Raw genomic sequence first — 14,516 nt, forward strand, 5'->3', positions numbered from 1 at the left:
GGGAAGTGCCTGGCGGGCCGGCTACTTCACGCCGAGCCAGCTCTCGATGGGATGAAGGGCGAAGTAGACGAGGAAGATGACCGTCAGACCCCACATGAAGGCACCGATCTCGCGGGCCTTGCCCTGGGCCGCCTTGATGGCGACGTAGGAGATGGCGCCCGCGGCCACACCGGTGGTGATGGTGTAGGTGAACGGCATCAGGACGACGGTCAGGAAGACCGGGATCGCGGTGGCGCGGTCGGCCCAGTCCACGTGCCGGGCGTTCATCAGCATCATGGCTCCGATGACGACCAGGGCGGCGGAGGCGACCTCCTGCGGGACGATCGCGGTGACCGGGGTGAAGAACAGGCAGGCCGCGAAGAACAGGCCGGTGACGACCGAGGCGAGACCCGTGCGGGCGCCTTCGCCGACACCGGTGGCCGACTCGATGAACACCGTCTGGCCGGAGCCGCCCGCCACACCGCCGATCGCGCCGCCGGCGCCGTCGATGAACAGCGCCTTGGACAGGCCCGGCATCCGGCCCTTGTCGTCGGCCAGGTTCGCCTCGGTGCCGACGCCGATGATGGTGGCCATCGCGTCGAAGAAGCCGGCGAGGACGAGGGTGAAGACGATCATGCCGATCGTCATCGCGCCGACCTTCTCCCAGCCGCCGAACTCCACCTCTCCGAGGAGCGAGAAGTCGGGCATGGAGACCGCGCCGTGCAGCTCGGGCGCTCCGTTGGCCCACTGCTTGGGGTCGATGACGCCGAGTCCGTTGAGGACGGCGGCGACGATCGTTCCGGAGACGATGCCGATCAGGATGGCGCCGGGGACGTTCCGGGCCTGCAGCATGAAGATCAGCAGCAGGGTGCCGGCGAAGAGCAGCACCGGCCAGCCGGTGAGCTGGCCCGCCGGCCCCAGGCTGACCGGGGTGCCTTCGCCCTTGTGGACGAAGCCGGACTTGTAGAAGCCGATGAGGGCGATGAACATGCCGATGCCCATGGTGATGCCGTGCTTGAGCGCGAGGGGGATCGCGTTCATGATCATCTCGCGCAGGCCGGTGACGACCAGCAGCATGATGACGACGCCGTACATCACGCACATGCCCATGGCCTGCGGCCAGGTCATGTGGGGGGCGACCTGCGAGGAGAGGACGCCCGAGACGGAGAGGCCGGCGGCGAGGGCGAGCGGCACCTTGCCGACGAAGCCCATCAGCAGGGTGGTGACGGCCGCGGCGAGCGCGGTCGCGGTGATCAGCGCCTTCTGGCCGAGCGTGTCCCCCGCCGAGTCCTTGCCGGACAGGATGAGGGGGTTGAGCAGGAGGATGTAGGCCATCGCCATGAAGGTGGTAATGCCGCCGCGCACCTCACGCGCGACCGTGGATCCTCTTCTGGATATGTGGAAGTACCGGTCGAGCCAGGAACGCCCGGCCGGGACGCGGCTGCCATCGCCCGCGTCGTCGGCTGCGGTCCTGGGCTCCACTGACTGCTGGGTCATGGTGCCATCTCCCAAGGTTCACAGGGGCACCCGTGCAACCGCCCTGGCGGTCACGGGATTTGGGAATGGACGACCCGGGGGACGGCCCGAGACGAACGAATTTCCTGGTACTTCAAGGACCGCGAGCGGTGCGGAACTCAAAGAGGGTTCCTCCGGGCGGCGCGGCGGAGTGTGTGACGTTCCCTGCGCCGCCCGGAGAGCTTTCGGTGTTACGCGGTGCCCGTGAGGTGCTCGGGCCGCACCGGAGTGCGGTTGAGCTCCAGCCCGGTCGCGTTCCGGATCGCCGCGAGGACGGCCGGCGTGGACGACAGGGTCGGGGCCTCGCCGATGCCGCGCAGCCCGTACGGGGCGTGCTCGTCGGCGAGTTCGAGCACGTCGACCGGGATGGTCGGCGTGTCGAGGATGGTGGGGATCAGGTAGTCCGTGAAGGAGGGGTTCCTGACCTTCGCCGTCCTGGGGTCGACGATGATCTCCTCCATGACGGCCACGCCCAGGCCCTGGGTCGTACCGCCCTGGATCTGGCCGATGACGGAGAGCGGGTTGAGGGCCTTGCCGACGTCCTGGGCGCAGGCCAGTTCGACGACCTTGACCAGTCCGAGTTCGGTGTCGACCTCGACGACCGCACGGTGCGCGGCGAAGGAGTACTGGACGTGTCCGTTGCCCTGGCCGGTGCGCAGGTCGAAGGCCTCGGTCGGCCGGTGCCGCCACTCCTCCTCGACCTCCACGGCCTCGCCCTCCAGCACGTCGGCCACGTCGCCGAGGACCTCGCCGCCGTCGGTGACGACCTTGCCGCCCTCCAGCAGGAGTTCGGCGGTGGCCCAGGCGGGGTGGTAGGAGCCGAACTTGCGGCGCCCGATGTCCAGGACCTTCTCGCGGAGGATCTCGCAAGCGTTCTTCACGGCGCCGCCGGTGACGTAGGTCTGCCGGGAGGCCGAGGTCGAGCCGGCCGAGCCCACCTGGGTGTCGGCCGGGTGGATGGTCACCTGGGTGACGCCCAGTTCGGTGCGGGCGATCTGGGCGTGGACGGTGACACCGCCCTGGCCGACCTCCGCCATCGCGGTGTGCACGGTGGCCACGGGCTCGCCGTTGATGACCTCCATGCGCACCTTGGCGGTGGAGTAGTCGTCGAAGCCCTCGGAGAAGCCGACGTTCTTGATGCCGACCGCGTAGCCGACACCCCGTACGACGCCTTCGCCGTGCGTGGTGTTGGACAGACCGCCGGGCAGCTGCCGTACGTCGGCGCCCTCGCTGGACTCCCACTGCCGCTCGGGGGGCAGCGGCATCGCCTTGACGCGGCGCAGGAGTTCGGCGACCGGGGCCGGGGAGTCGACCGGCTGCCCGGTCGGCATGATGGTCCCCTGCTCCATCGCGTTCAGCTGCCGGAACTCCACCGGGTCCATGCCCAGCTTCGCCGCCAGCTTGTCCATCTGCGCCTCGTAGGCGAAGCACGCCTGTACCGCGCCGAAGCCGCGCATGGCGCCGCAGGGCGGGTTGTTGGTGTAGAGGGCGATGGCCTCGATGTCGACGTCGTCGACGACGTACGGGCCGACGCTCAGCGAGGAGGCGTTGCCGACGACCGCCGGGGAGGCGGAGGCGTAGGCGCCGCCGTCCAGGACGATCCGGCACTTCATGTGCGTGAGCTTGCCGTCCTTGGTGGCGCCGTGCTCGTAGTGGAGCTTCGCCGGGTGACGGTGGACGTGCCCGAAGAAGGACTCGAACCGGTTGTAGACGATCTTCACCGGCTTGCCGGTGCGCAGCGCCAGCAGACAGGCGTGGATCTGCATCGACAGATCCTCACGGCCGCCGAACGCGCCGCCGACGCCGGAGAGCGTCATCCGCACCTTGTCCTCGGGCAGGCCCAGCACGGGCGCGATCTGGCGCAGGTCCGAGTGGAGCCACTGGGTGGCGATGTAGAGGTGGACGCCGCCGTCCTCCTCGGGCACGGCGAGGCCGGACTCGGGGCCGAGGAAGGCCTGGTCCTGCATGCCGAAGGTGTACTCGCCCCTGACGATCACGTCGGCGCGCCCGGCGGCCTCGTCCGCGTTGCCGCGGACGATCGGCTGGCGGTGGACGATGTTCGGGTGCGGGACGTGGCCCGAGTGGTGGTCGTCGCGGTTCTCGTGGACGAGGATCGCGTCCGGGGCGGTGGCGGAGGCCTCGTCGGTGATGACGGGCAGTTCCCTGTACTCGACCTTGATCTTGGCGGCGGCGCGGCGGGCCGTCTCCGGGTGGTCGGCGGCGACGATCGCGACCGGCTCTCCGTGGTGGCGTACCTTGCCGTGCGCAAGGACCGGGGTGTCCTGGATCTCCAGACCGTAGTTCCTCACCTCGGTGGGCAGGTCGTCGTACGTCATGACGGCGTGGACACCGGCCGTGGCGAGGGCCTCGGAAGTGTCGATCGAGACGATCTCGGCGTGCGCGACGGTGGAGCGCAGGATCTGGCCCCACAGCATGTCCTCGTGCCACATGTCGGACGAGTAGGCGAACTCGCCGGTGACCTTGAGGGTGCCGTCCGGGCGGAGCGTGGACTCGCCGATGCCGCCCTTGGTCCGGGAGCCCTGGGTGATCTTCGTGGGGGCGCCGGCGGGGGCACCACCCTGCGCGAACGCGGGTGAGAACTCGGGGGAGGACATCCTCAGACCTCCTCGGACTGACGGGCGGCCGCCAGGCGCACCGCGTCCATGATCTTCTCGTAGCCCGTGCAGCGGCACAGGTTGCCCGACAGCGCCTCACGGATGTCGGCGTCGGTCGGGTTCGGGTTGCGCTCCAGGAGTTCGTCGGAGGCGACGAGCAGGCCCGGGGTGCAGAAGCCGCACTGGACGGCACCGGCGTCGATGAACGCCTGCTGGACCGGAGAGAGCGCTGCGCGCGGGGACGAGCCGGTGTCGTCGCCGGTCTGCGAGTCGGTTCCCTTGGCCTGCCACGCCTTGGCCTCGTCCGGCGAGGTGCCGCACGCGCCGGTCGCGCAGCCGCCCTCGGCGCGCTGCCGGGCGAAGTCCGCGAGGCCCTCGACGGTCACCACGTCCCGGCCCTCGGCCTGGCCGGCCGCGACCAGGCAGGAACAGACCGGTACGCCGTCGAGGCGGACCGTGCAGGAGCCGCACTCGCCCTGCTCACAGGCGTTCTTGGAACCCGGCAGGCCGAGGCGCTCACGCAGGACGTACAGCAGGGACTCGCCCTCCCAGACGTCGTCGGCCTCTTGCGGACGTCCGTTCACGGTGAAGTTGACGCGCATTACGCAGCTCCCTCGGATGCGCGGCGGGCGCCGCGGTAGGACTCCCAGGTCCAGGTGAGTGTCCGGCGGGCCATGACGCCGACCGCGTGCCGGCGGTAGCTCGCGGTGCCACGGACGTCGTCGATCGGGTTGCAGGCGGCGGAGCACAGGTCCGCGAACTGCTTGGCGACCGACGGGGTGATGATCTTTCCGTTGTCCCAGAAGCCGCCCTCCTCCAGGGCCGCGTTCAGGAACTCCTCGGCGGTCCTGGCCCGCACCGGGGTGGGCGCGGCCGAGCCGATGCCGGTGCGCACGGTCCGGGTCCCGGGGTGCAGGGCGAGTCCGAAGGCGCACACGGCGATGACCATGGCGTTGCGGGTGCCCACCTTCGAGTACTGCTGCGGGCCGTCGGCCTTCTTCACATGAACGGCGCGGATCAGCTCGTCGGGCCGGAGCGCGTTGCGCTTGACGCCGGTGTAGAACTCGTCGATCGGGATGAGCCGGGTGCCGCGGGCCGCCGACTCCGCCTCCACCTCCGCGCCGGCCGCGAGCAGGGCGGGGTGGGCGTCGCCGGCGGGCGAGGCGGTGCCGAGGTTGCCGCCGACGCCGCCGCGGTTGCGGATCTGCGGGGAGGCGACCGTGTGCGAGGCGAGCGCCAGGCCCGGCAGCTCGGCACGCAGGTCCTCCATGATCCTGGTGTACGGCACGGAGGCGCCCAGCCGTACGCTCTCCTCACCGACCTCCCACGCGTAGAGATCGCCGATGCGGGTCAGGTCGAGCAGGTACTCGGGACGGCGGTGGTCGAAGTTGATCTCGACCATCACATCGGTGCCACCCGCGATCGGCACAGCGGTGGGGTGCTCCGCCTTGGCGGCGAGCGCCTCCTCCCAGGTGGCGGGACGAAGGAAGTCCATGACCGGCTCTCTTCTTCGTGGGTGGTTCGGATTGAGCCAATCCGTGTGCGGCGGGCCCGGCTCGTTCATGTCCTGTTAACGCGGAGTGGACTCAGTACACCGCCCCGTACTCCGGCGGGGTCAGTCACCGAAACCATGAAGGAGTTCGCTGGCCAGGCCGAGCATCTTGTAGATTCGTATGAACAGAGGTCATCGCTAACCTCTCGGTTTTCCTGGGGAAACGCAGGAAACAGCACGGAGAGCCCGGAATGCGCGCCCGCGCGACCCGCTCCGGGCGACTCCCACGTCACCCTCAAAGATCCATCGTAGGTTTCGAGACAAAGAACGGCGGCGACGAGATGCGGCTGCGCGCACTGCTGGACACCGATGCGCTGGGCCTGCGGCTGCTCGGCGGCGAGGACGAGCTGGACCGCTCGGTCCGCGGGGTCATGACCACCGACCTGCGCGACCCGAGCCGCTACCTCTCCGGCGGTGAGCTGGTCCTGACGGGCCTGGCCTGGCGCCGGGACGCCGACGACTCCGAGTCTTTCGTGCGCATCCTCGTGCAGGCCGGGGTGGCGGCGCTCGCGGCCGGCGAGGCCGAGCTGGGCGATGTGCCGGACGACCTCGTGCTGGCCTGCGCCCGGCACCGGCTGCCGCTGTTCGCGGTGCACGAGTCGGTGGCGTTCGCGACGATCACCGAGCATGTCGTCCGGCAGGTCTCCAGCGAGCGCGCCGGGGACCTGGCGGCCGTCGTGGACCGGCACCGCCGGATGATGACCTCGGGCCCTGCGGGCGGCGGCCCGGATGTGGTCCTGGACCTGCTCGGCTCCGACCTGGACCTGCGCGCCTGGGTGCTCTCCCCCACCGGCCGCCTGATCGCCGGCTCCAAGGTCACGGGCCCCGCGCTGCCCGCCGAGACCTGCGCGAGGCTCGCCGCGGAGCATCTGGCCGCCACCCGGACCGGCCGCCGCGGGCCGCACCGGGTCCTGCTGAACGGCAGCACGTACTCGCTGTTCCCGGTCCGCTCCTCCGGCCGCTCCCCGCAGGCCTCCCGCGACGTGCGCCAGACGGTCCTGTCGGACTGGCTGCTGGCCGTGGAGGCGGACGCGGGCGACTGGCCCGCGGAGCGGCTGGACCTGCTCCAGGGCGTCACGCAGCTGATCGCCGTCGAGCGGGACCGCCGGGACGCGGCCCGCACGGTCCGCCGCCGGCTGGCCCAGGAGGTGCTGGAACTGGTGCAGACGGGCGCCCCGCCCGCCGAGATCGCCGCCCGCCTCCGGGTGGCCGCGCCGGTGCTGCTGCCCGGGCTCGGGGCGGCCCCGCACTGGCAGGTCGTGGTGGCCCGCGTCGAGTGGGAGGGCCAGGAGGCCGAGGGCGGCACGGTCGCCCAGTCCCTGCTGGAGGAGGTGCTGGTCGACCCGCTGGCCACCGGCCCGGAGCCCTCCGACCGCATCGCCGTCGCGCACACCGGCGACGAGGCGATCGCCCTGGTCCCGCTGCCCGCGGTCGCCTCCGAGCACGACGGCTCCGAGACCGGCCTGCTCGCCGACTCGCTCCTGCAGTCGGTACGGGAGCCGCTGTCGGCGGGCCTGGACGACGACGGCCGGCTCACCCTCGGCGTCAGCGCCGCCGTGCACTCCGCGGAGGGCCTGCGCGGCGCCCTGGAGGAGGCCCGGCACGCCCGCCGGGTCGCCGCGGCCCGCTCCGGCCGGGTCTGCGCGGCCGGCCACCAGGAACTCGCCTCGCACGTGCTGCTGCTGCCGTTCGTCCCGGACGACGTCCGCCGCGCCTTCACCGCCCGCCTGCTGGACCCGCTGAAGGACTACGACCGCCGGCACCGGGCGGAGCTGATCCCCACCCTGGAGGCGTTCCTGGACTGCGACGGCTCCTGGACCCGCTGCGCCACCCGGCTCCACCTGCACGTCAACACGTTGCGCTACCGGGTTGGCCGGATCGAGCAGTTGACGGGACGTGACCTCTCCCGGCTGGAGGACAAGCTCGACTTCTTCCTCGCGCTGCGCATGAGCTGAGGTCAGCGGGGGCGTGCGGCGGCCAAACCCGGTCACGCCCACGCCCCACTACTTTGTGAAATCTTTCACCCACCCTCTTGGCCCAGCGCCGCGATTGGTGCTGGAATGCCGCCACCACTCAACAGCTCGATGGCGTGCTCGGGGAGGGCAACGTGGCGCTTACCGCCATGTCTGGTAACGGAACCACCGGTGACGATCCGCTCCAGACCGCGGTATGGCGGTTGCGCAGCCGGGCCTGCTGGGCCGACGCGGCGGCCCTGTTGCCGGCCGACCGTCCCGGTACGGCGTTGCAGCGGGCCGCGCTCCTGGTGGAACGGTGCCTGTACACCGAGCGGGGCTGGGAGGAGGCCGAGGACGCGCTGCGGACGGCGGAGGCGCTGGCACACACCGACGACGAGCGGGGGGCCGCCGCCTGCGAGCGCGGCCAACTGGCCTACACGGCCACGCTGCACGGCGTCCGGGACCGCGCCGACGAGGCGCGGGCCGCGCTCGGCAGGGCGGCGGCACTGATCCCTCCGGGGGCGGCCGGGCGGGCTCTGCTGGACTTCCGCCGGGGTCTGATCGCCGAGAACCTGACGCGTTCCCCGCAGGCGGCCCGTGCGGCCTACCGCCGCGCCCACGCGAGCGCCGCCGCCCACGCCGACCCTCTGCTCCTGTCCTTCACCTGGCGGCACCTGGCCGGAATCGCCCTACGCGACGGCGAGTTGGCCGAGGCCCGGCACGGCTTCGCCGAATCCCTGCGCATCCGCGAGGAGCTGGGCTACCTGGTGGGCACGGCCCCGGCGCTGGCGTCCCTGGCGGACACGGAGGAGGAACCGGAGGCGTCCCGGCTGCGCGAGGAGGCACGGCGGCTGTTCCGGCTCCTGGGGGGCGTACCGACCTGGCTGGCCCGCCAGCTGGCACCGCCGGCGCCGGGGGCGGCGACGGCGTAGGGGCGGCGGCGTAGCGGGCGGCGCGACGGCGTAGGGAGCGACGCAACGGCGTAGCGGCGACGGCGTAGCGGGCGGCGCGACGGCGTAGGGGGCGCGCGGGTCCGGTCGCCGACCGCGGACCCGGTGCGCCGGTCCGGACGCCAGCCGCCGACCTGGTGCGATCGTCCGAACGCCGACCGCCGACCCGCTGCACCCGTCCGGACGCCAGCCGCCGACCTGGTGCGATCGTCCGGACGCCGACCGCCGACCCGCTGCGCCCGTCCGGTCACCGGCCGGTCCTGCGGCGGCGCCGGGCGCCTACTGCTCCCGCAGCACCGCCCGCGCCCTGGCCAGTTCCCTGCGCTTGGCCGCGGCCAGGCCCGCGAAGTACTCCGGGTGCTCCTTGACGGCCGCGGCCTGAAGACGCCGTTCCGCGTCCCGGAACGCCTCCGTATAGCCTGACCGCGCCTTGCACCGCACGTCCGCCACGGCCGCCTTCTTCTCCGCCGCCGACGCCCCGGCCGCCGCTCGGGCGCTCCACCGCGGATCCGCCGCTGCCACGAGCGGATCCGGGTACCGGAAGCCGGCCGACCGCATGCACCCCTGCCACGCCCGGGTCGCACGCCGCACCGGCCCGCCGCGCCGCGCCTTGTCGAAGGCGTCGGCCCCTGTCCGGTTGAGCAGGGCGAAATCCGCCTCCGGGCCGCCGAGACCGTCCTGCGCCCGCCGCTCACAGCCCGACTCACCGTCCAGAGCCCTCCGTTGGGCCCGCGTGAAGAGTCTCTCGCGCCGCTGTACGGCCGCCTTCACCCCCTGGGGGTCCATCAGGGCTTCCGGCGCGTGGTACCCCCATTTGGCAGCCACACGGGCCTCCAGGACGCCGTAGCGGCGACGGTTGGCCACCTGGGGGACGTGCACCGGCCGGGCGACGACGGTCCACGGCCGGCCGCGCTCCCGCATGCACGCACCGACGAGGACGTCGCGGGCGTTCTCGACCTCGGCGAACTGCGAGTCGGTGAGGTCGTAGGCGTCCAGCGGCAGGACCAGCGACGTGACGTTCCCGCTCGGGGCCACGGCGTCCCGGGCCGGGACGGGTCGCACCGTCTTCACCGCCTCGGGCGGCCTGGCCCCCGCTCCAGGGGAGCAGCCGGCCGCCGCGGCCAGCAGCAGTACGGTGCAGACGACAGACTTCAGCTTCAAGGCGAACGGCTCCGGACGAAGGAGGGCCCCCGCACCACGGTGGATGCGGGGACCCGGGACGAGACGGCGCGGCTGCTTCACGCCGAGTGGGCGTTCAGCCGGGCCGAGGACGACGTGAGCGGCGGATCAGCGCCAGTCGACCGAGCTGACGGCGTTGTCGATGTGCGGGTTGTTCCCGAAGCTCATGTCGACGCTGTGCTTCTTGGCCACGTACTTGTAGCCGGTGAAGTTGGCGCCCGTGTAGAGCCACGCGTCGTGGCCCGAACGGTTGATCATCGAGCTGGGGCGGTTGTCGATCGCGGCGCCCCGGTTCGTCTTGTTGTTCTTCAGGTTCTTGTCGTCCGCCTTGAACCGGGCCCAGCCACCGCCGCACTCCTTGTCGACGAACAGGTAGATGTAGTCACCGGTCTGCGCGCACTCACGGCCCTTCGCCTCGGCGGCGTTCGCCGCTCCCGAGCCCGCGAAGAGCAGGCCGGCGGCCACGGCGGCCGAGGCGGAGACGACTGCGATGGTGCGTTTCATGGAACGTTCCTCCCGTTGCACTTCTGGTCGCGTGCCGTGACCTGAACGGGACGGCGTTTCCCGGCCACTGCGCCAAGAAACCTACGGGCAAAGGAGGTTCGGACTAACCGGATCTTCGGCCACGGCACACCTTCGTGACATCGGACGGCAACGGCCGCTCCGCTCCGGCTGAACCACCGAAGTCCGCGCCGGAACGCACCGGATACCGGGCCTCGGGAGCGCGGTATCGTCACGCATCACGACGCGTTCCGCACGGATAACACACCGCGCTTTGACCGGCAAACGACAGGCCGAAACCATTCGCCCCCGTGGCGCCGGACAGGCACCGCTCACCCGGCGCCCGCGAAATGCTCCCCGACCAGCTCGCGCACCACTTCCACGTCCCCGGCGGCCAACGCCTCCAGCAGCGCCATGTGTTCTGCCGCGTCCGCGACCAGGCCGGCCCGTCCCTGCCGTACCGGCGGCCACTGCGAGCGGCGGTGCAGGTCCTCGGCGATCCGGACGAGTTGTTCGTTGCCGGAGAGGGTGAGCAGCGCGCGGTGGAAGGCGCGGTCGGACTCCGCGTACGTCGCCGCGCAGCCGGTCGCGGCGGCCCGGACCGTCTCCTCGGCGAGCGGCCGCAGCGCGGCCCATCGCTCGACCGGCACGGTGCGGGCGAGCCGCAGCATCACCGGCACCTCGATGAGCGCACGCACCTCCGCCAGCTCGGCCAGCTCCCGCGCGCCACGCCGCACCACCCGGAAGCCGCGGTTGGGCACGACCTCGACGGCACCCTCCTGGGCGAGCTGCTGCATGGCCTCCCGGACGGGCGTCGCCGAGACGCCGAAGCGTTCCGCGAGCACCGGTGCCGAATGGACCTCGCCGGGCCGCAGCTCGCCCGTGACCAGCGCGGTGCGCAGCGCGTCCAGGATCTGCCCGCGTACCGAGGAGCGCTGCACAGCCGCCCGCGGCGCCGGAATCGGCCGCTCACCGTGCGTGTGCTCGCCCCGCGCCGCAGCGGGCACCACGGCGTCCCGCTCCCGGGCGGGCTCCCCGGCCCGCGCCACCGGATGCTCCTGCTCCGGCACCCGGGCGGCGCTCTGCGGGCCCGCGGAGCCCTGCGCGCCCTGCTTCACGGGTCCTCCTGGCGGCTTGTCGGCACTTGGGGTCATTGACGACGGCTTGTCACTTGTCCGTCAAGCACCATAGGCGGACCGGGCGGCAGGTCAAACTCCGGGCGAGGTGGGTAAGGTTAGGCTTACCTATACAGCCCAGTCCTCGATCAAGGACGTGTCGAAGGGTCGGTGTCCCGCCATGCCCGCTGCGGCCTCGCCGCTCACCGCCGCGTACGACCGCCTCGCGGCCGCCTTCCCGGGGCTCACCGTGACCGAGCTGGCCCCTGACGCCCCGGCGCCCCGAGGAGGCGGCTGGGCCGCCGCCGGCGGGCTCGCGGCGGGCGGGGCGGAGCTGGACGCCTTCCTGGCGTGGGACGAGGCCCAGGTGCTGCGGGACTACGGCCGGCGGGCCCGCCCGGACGTCGTCGCGAGCTTCGGCCTGCACCGCTACGCCTGGCCCGCCTGCCTGCTGATCACCGTCCCGTGGTTCCTGCACCGCCGGGTCCCCCGGCTGCCCGTGACACATGTCTCGTACGACCGCACGGCCGGCCGGATGGCCGTACGCCCGCCGGTGACGCTCGCCTGCCTGCCGGGCGACCCCGCCGCCGCGCTGCCCGACACGGTCGTCGTACCGGACGAGGAGGCGCTGCGGGCGCAGGTGCGGGCGGCCGTGGCCGAGCACCTGGAGCCGGTGCTGGCCGCCTTCGGGCCCCGGATGCGGCGGCGCGGACGGGCACTGTGGGGCATGGCGACCGACGAGGTCGTGGAGGGGCTGTGGTACGTCGCCCACCTGCTCGGTGAGGACGAGGAGCGGCGGGCCGTGCGGGAGCTGGAACTGCTGCTGCCCGGCGCGACCCGGCCGTACGCCGGCTCGGCCGCGTTCCGGGAGCTGACCGGCCCGGACGGCACCCCGCTGCCCACCCGGGACCGGGCCAGCTGCTGCATGTTCTACACCGTGCGCCCCGAGGACACCTGCGCCACCTGCCCGCGCACCTGCGACAGCGAACGGATCGCCAAACTCACGGCCGCCGCCGCTTGAGGTCCCGTCAGCGGACCCCCGCCGGGTCGCGGGCCCACCGGGATCACCACCGCGCGGCCCTCCCCGCCCGTGGACCGGCCTCCTGGACGGGGATTCACAGCTTCCTCACCTGTCGCAGGAGCCATTCGCGGAACCACCCGCGCCGGTAGTTCTATTCGAACTCAACTGCCGCATGTCATACGGCAGTTCGAGCGGAATGCCGCTCCGGGCGTGTCCCACGCACTTCCTTGGCGGCCTCTTGCCCCGAAACCCCCAGAGGGCCCTCGGGAGTGGGCCACTATGGCGGGCGTTACGCCCTATCCCAATGCAAGGGACCCCTGATGAGACTGACCGACATATCGCTGAACTGGCTTCTTCCCGGCGCCGTACTGCTCCTGGGCATGCTGGTGGCGGTGGCGGTGCTCGCGCGCGGCAAGCGCTCCTCCGGGGAGAACGCCGGCGCGGACGACTCGTGGGAGCGCAGCGAGGAGCGCCGACGGCGCAAGGAGGCCATCTACGGCACGGCCTCCTATGTGCTCCTGTTCTGCTGTGCGGCGGTCGCAGCCGCCCTGTCCTTCCACGGGCTCGTCGGTTTCGGCGAGCAGAACCTGGGGCTGACCGACGGCTGGCAGTACCTGGTGCCGTTCGGTCTGGACGGTGCGGCGATGTTCTGCTCCGTGCTCGCGGTGCGCGAGGCCAGCCACGGTGACGCGGCACTCGGCTCCCGGATACTCGTATGGCTGTTCGCGGCGGCGGCCGCCTGGTTCAACTGGGTGCACGCCCCCCGCGGCCTGGGGCACGCCGGCGCCCCGCAGTTCTTCTCCGGCATGTCGCTGTCGGCGGCCGTGCTCTTCGACCGGGCGCTGAAGCAGACCCGCCGGGCCGCGCTGCGCGAGCAGGGCCTGGTGCCGCGCCCGCTGCCGCAGATCCGGATCGTCCGCTGGGTCCGGGCACCCCGCGAGACCTACAAGGCGTGGTCGCTGATGCTCCTGGAGGGCGTGCGCAGCCTCGACGAGGCGGTCGAGGAGGTCCGTGAGGACAAGCGGCAGAAGGACGAGACCCGGCAGCGGCGGCGCGACCAGCAACGCGTGGAGCGCGCCCAGCTGAAGGCGATCAGCCGGGGTCACCGCGGCTTCGTCGGCCGGGGCACGGGCCGGCAGGTCGAGGTCGAGGTGCAGGCGGTGGAGCGCAGCCCCGCCCCGGCGACCGCGGAGCCTGCCATATCCACCGCGGAGCAACTGCCCGTACGCGCTCGGCCCTCCCTGCAGCCGGTCCGCAGCGGAGCTGACCCGGTGACCGTCGACCTCACCGCGGAGGACGACACCATGGCCCTGCCACGCCTGGAGTCCCTGGAGCGCAAGCTCAAGGACCTGGAGCAGCAGTTCGGCTGACCGTCCGGTGACCCGGCGCACGGGTCCACGGCCGGACATCTCGGCATGGGGGCGTGGCCAGGCGGGTCACGCCCCGTCCCGTCGCCGTCCTGCCTCACGCCGCCTCGGCGCCGAGCACGAACCACACCGACTTGCCCACCCCGTGCGGCCGTACCCCCCAGGCGTCGGCGAGGGACTGCACCAGCACCAGGCCCCGGCCATGGGTGTCGTCGTCCGTGCCGGGTGCCCACACCTCGGGTCTGCGGGCCACGAAGTCCCGTACCTCCACTCGCAGTCCACCGGGTTCCACGACGGCCGTGAGGACGGCGTCGTCGTCGGTGTGGACGAGGGCGTTGGTGACCAGTTCACTGGTGAGCAGTTCGGCGATCTCCGAGCGGCCTGGTTTGCCCCAGTGCCGCAGCAGCTCGCGCAGCTCCCGGCGGGCCTGCGGCACCGCCCTGAGATCGGCCCGGCCCAGCCTGCGCCGTAACCGCCGCGCGTGTTCGGTGATGGTGTCGGCCTGTTCCCCCGTATTCGCCGAGGAGGCCCCTGCGGTCACGGGACCGCCCCCTCGTGCCTGCCTCTTCATGACCCCCGCCTGCACGCCGCCGGACCCTGCCCCTCCTGGTCGAACACGTTCACGGGGGATGCTTGCCCAGCAGGCTCACAGCCAGTCATGGCGTATGTCCGATGACCGGTGGTTCGGCCACGGCGGCGGCTCGCCGCACCGGCTCCACGGGGCCGCGGCCCCCGTCCCGCGGGGGCCCGGATCCCCGCCGGGCCGC

The 14,516-nt window shown here is 72.4% G+C and carries 12 protein-coding genes; 4 read left to right on the forward strand and 8 right to left on the reverse strand.

Annotation, left to right across the window (positions count from 1 at the left end):
* Positions 1-21: 21 nt before the first annotated feature.
* The 4 genes from ACZ4SF_RS23470 to ACZ4SF_RS23485 form a co-directional block, all read right to left on the reverse strand.
* Positions 22-1,476, reverse strand: a complete 1,455-nt coding sequence (locus ACZ4SF_RS23470) for an NCS2 family permease (RefSeq protein WP_468387656.1) — start codon at positions 1,474-1,476, stop codon at positions 22-24.
* Between the two features lie 209 nt (positions 1,477-1,685).
* The gene (locus ACZ4SF_RS23475) at positions 1,686-4,109 is read right to left on the reverse strand and encodes a xanthine dehydrogenase family protein molybdopterin-binding subunit (RefSeq protein WP_468387658.1); all 2,424 of its coding nucleotides are present in this window, start codon (positions 4,107-4,109) and stop codon (positions 1,686-1,688) included.
* Positions 4,110-4,111: 2 nt separating this feature from the next.
* Positions 4,112-4,711: a (2Fe-2S)-binding protein gene (locus ACZ4SF_RS23480; RefSeq protein ID WP_468387660.1), complete on the reverse strand. Its 600-nt coding sequence runs from the start codon at positions 4,709-4,711 to the stop codon at positions 4,112-4,114.
* Positions 4,711-5,604 carry an FAD binding domain-containing protein gene (locus ACZ4SF_RS23485; protein ID WP_468387662.1) on the reverse strand — a complete coding sequence of 298 codons (894 nt, stop codon included), beginning with the start codon at positions 5,602-5,604 and terminating at the stop codon, positions 4,711-4,713. The genes ACZ4SF_RS23480 and ACZ4SF_RS23485 overlap by 1 nt, the downstream gene beginning before the upstream one ends.
* A gap of 338 nt (positions 5,605-5,942) precedes the next feature.
* On the opposite strand from ACZ4SF_RS23485, the gene ACZ4SF_RS23490 reads away from it, so the two are divergent.
* Both ACZ4SF_RS23490 and ACZ4SF_RS23495 read left to right on the forward strand, forming a co-directional pair.
* Positions 5,943-7,616: a PucR family transcriptional regulator gene (locus tag ACZ4SF_RS23490; protein WP_468387664.1), complete on the forward strand. Its 1,674-nt coding sequence runs from the start codon at positions 5,943-5,945 to the stop codon at positions 7,614-7,616.
* Between the two features lie 167 nt (positions 7,617-7,783).
* Complete coding sequence (locus tag ACZ4SF_RS23495; protein ID WP_468387666.1) at positions 7,784-8,548, forward strand: hypothetical protein; 765 nt, start codon at positions 7,784-7,786, stop codon at positions 8,546-8,548.
* 297 nt (positions 8,549-8,845) lie between these two features.
* Here the strand turns inward: ACZ4SF_RS23495 and ACZ4SF_RS23500 are convergent, their stop codons facing one another.
* The 3 genes from ACZ4SF_RS23500 to ACZ4SF_RS23510 form a co-directional block, all read right to left on the reverse strand.
* On the reverse strand, positions 8,846-9,727 hold the full coding sequence (locus tag ACZ4SF_RS23500; protein WP_468387668.1) for a hypothetical protein: 882 nt from the start codon (positions 9,725-9,727) through the stop codon (positions 8,846-8,848).
* A 126-nt stretch (positions 9,728-9,853) separates the two neighbouring features.
* Positions 9,854-10,249, reverse strand: a complete 396-nt coding sequence (locus ACZ4SF_RS23505) for a peptidase inhibitor family I36 protein (protein ID WP_468387670.1) — start codon at positions 10,247-10,249, stop codon at positions 9,854-9,856.
* 329 nt (positions 10,250-10,578) lie between these two features.
* Entirely contained in the window at positions 10,579-11,364 is a 786-nt protein-coding gene (locus ACZ4SF_RS23510; protein WP_468387672.1) for a GntR family transcriptional regulator, read from the reverse strand.
* A 178-nt stretch (positions 11,365-11,542) separates the two neighbouring features.
* On the opposite strand from ACZ4SF_RS23510, the gene ACZ4SF_RS23515 reads away from it, so the two are divergent.
* Complete coding sequence (locus tag ACZ4SF_RS23515; protein ID WP_468387674.1) at positions 11,543-12,382, forward strand: (2Fe-2S)-binding protein; 840 nt, start codon at positions 11,543-11,545, stop codon at positions 12,380-12,382.
* Between the two features lie 320 nt (positions 12,383-12,702).
* Positions 12,703-13,752, forward strand: coding sequence for a DUF2637 domain-containing protein (locus ACZ4SF_RS23520; protein WP_468387676.1), 1,050 nt, complete (start codon positions 12,703-12,705; stop codon positions 13,750-13,752).
* A 94-nt stretch (positions 13,753-13,846) separates the two neighbouring features.
* On the opposite strand, the gene ACZ4SF_RS23525 is transcribed toward ACZ4SF_RS23520, so the two are convergent.
* The gene (locus tag ACZ4SF_RS23525) at positions 13,847-14,290 is read right to left on the reverse strand and encodes an ATP-binding protein (protein ID WP_468387678.1); all 444 of its coding nucleotides are present in this window, start codon (positions 14,288-14,290) and stop codon (positions 13,847-13,849) included.
* Between the last annotated feature and the right edge of the window lie 226 nt (positions 14,291-14,516).

It is taken from the genome of Streptomyces sp. NPDC027663 (genome assembly GCF_055566415.1).

Bases quoted from the DNA above. Each gene is read 5' to 3' on its own strand.
- ACZ4SF_RS23520 (WP_468387676.1), top strand. From the start codon at position 12,703: ATGAGACTGACCGACATATCGCTGAACTGGCTTCTTCCCGGCGCCGTA.
- ACZ4SF_RS23470 (WP_468387656.1), bottom strand. From the start codon at position 1,476: ATGACCCAGCAGTCAGTGGAGCCCAGGACCGCAGCCGACGACGCGGGC.
- ACZ4SF_RS23485 (WP_468387662.1), bottom strand. From the start codon at position 5,604: ATGGACTTCCTTCGTCCCGCCACCTGGGAGGAGGCGCTCGCCGCCAAG.
- ACZ4SF_RS23475 (WP_468387658.1), bottom strand. From the start codon at position 4,109: ATGTCCTCCCCCGAGTTCTCACCCGCGTTCGCGCAGGGTGGTGCCCCC.
- ACZ4SF_RS23480 (WP_468387660.1), bottom strand. From the start codon at position 4,711: ATGCGCGTCAACTTCACCGTGAACGGACGTCCGCAAGAGGCCGACGAC.
- ACZ4SF_RS23495 (WP_468387666.1), top strand. From the start codon at position 7,784: ATGTCTGGTAACGGAACCACCGGTGACGATCCGCTCCAGACCGCGGTA.
- ACZ4SF_RS23515 (WP_468387674.1), top strand. From the start codon at position 11,543: ATGCCCGCTGCGGCCTCGCCGCTCACCGCCGCGTACGACCGCCTCGCG.
- ACZ4SF_RS23490 (WP_468387664.1), top strand. From the start codon at position 5,943: ATGCGGCTGCGCGCACTGCTGGACACCGATGCGCTGGGCCTGCGGCTG.
- ACZ4SF_RS23505 (WP_468387670.1), bottom strand. From the start codon at position 10,249: ATGAAACGCACCATCGCAGTCGTCTCCGCCTCGGCCGCCGTGGCCGCC.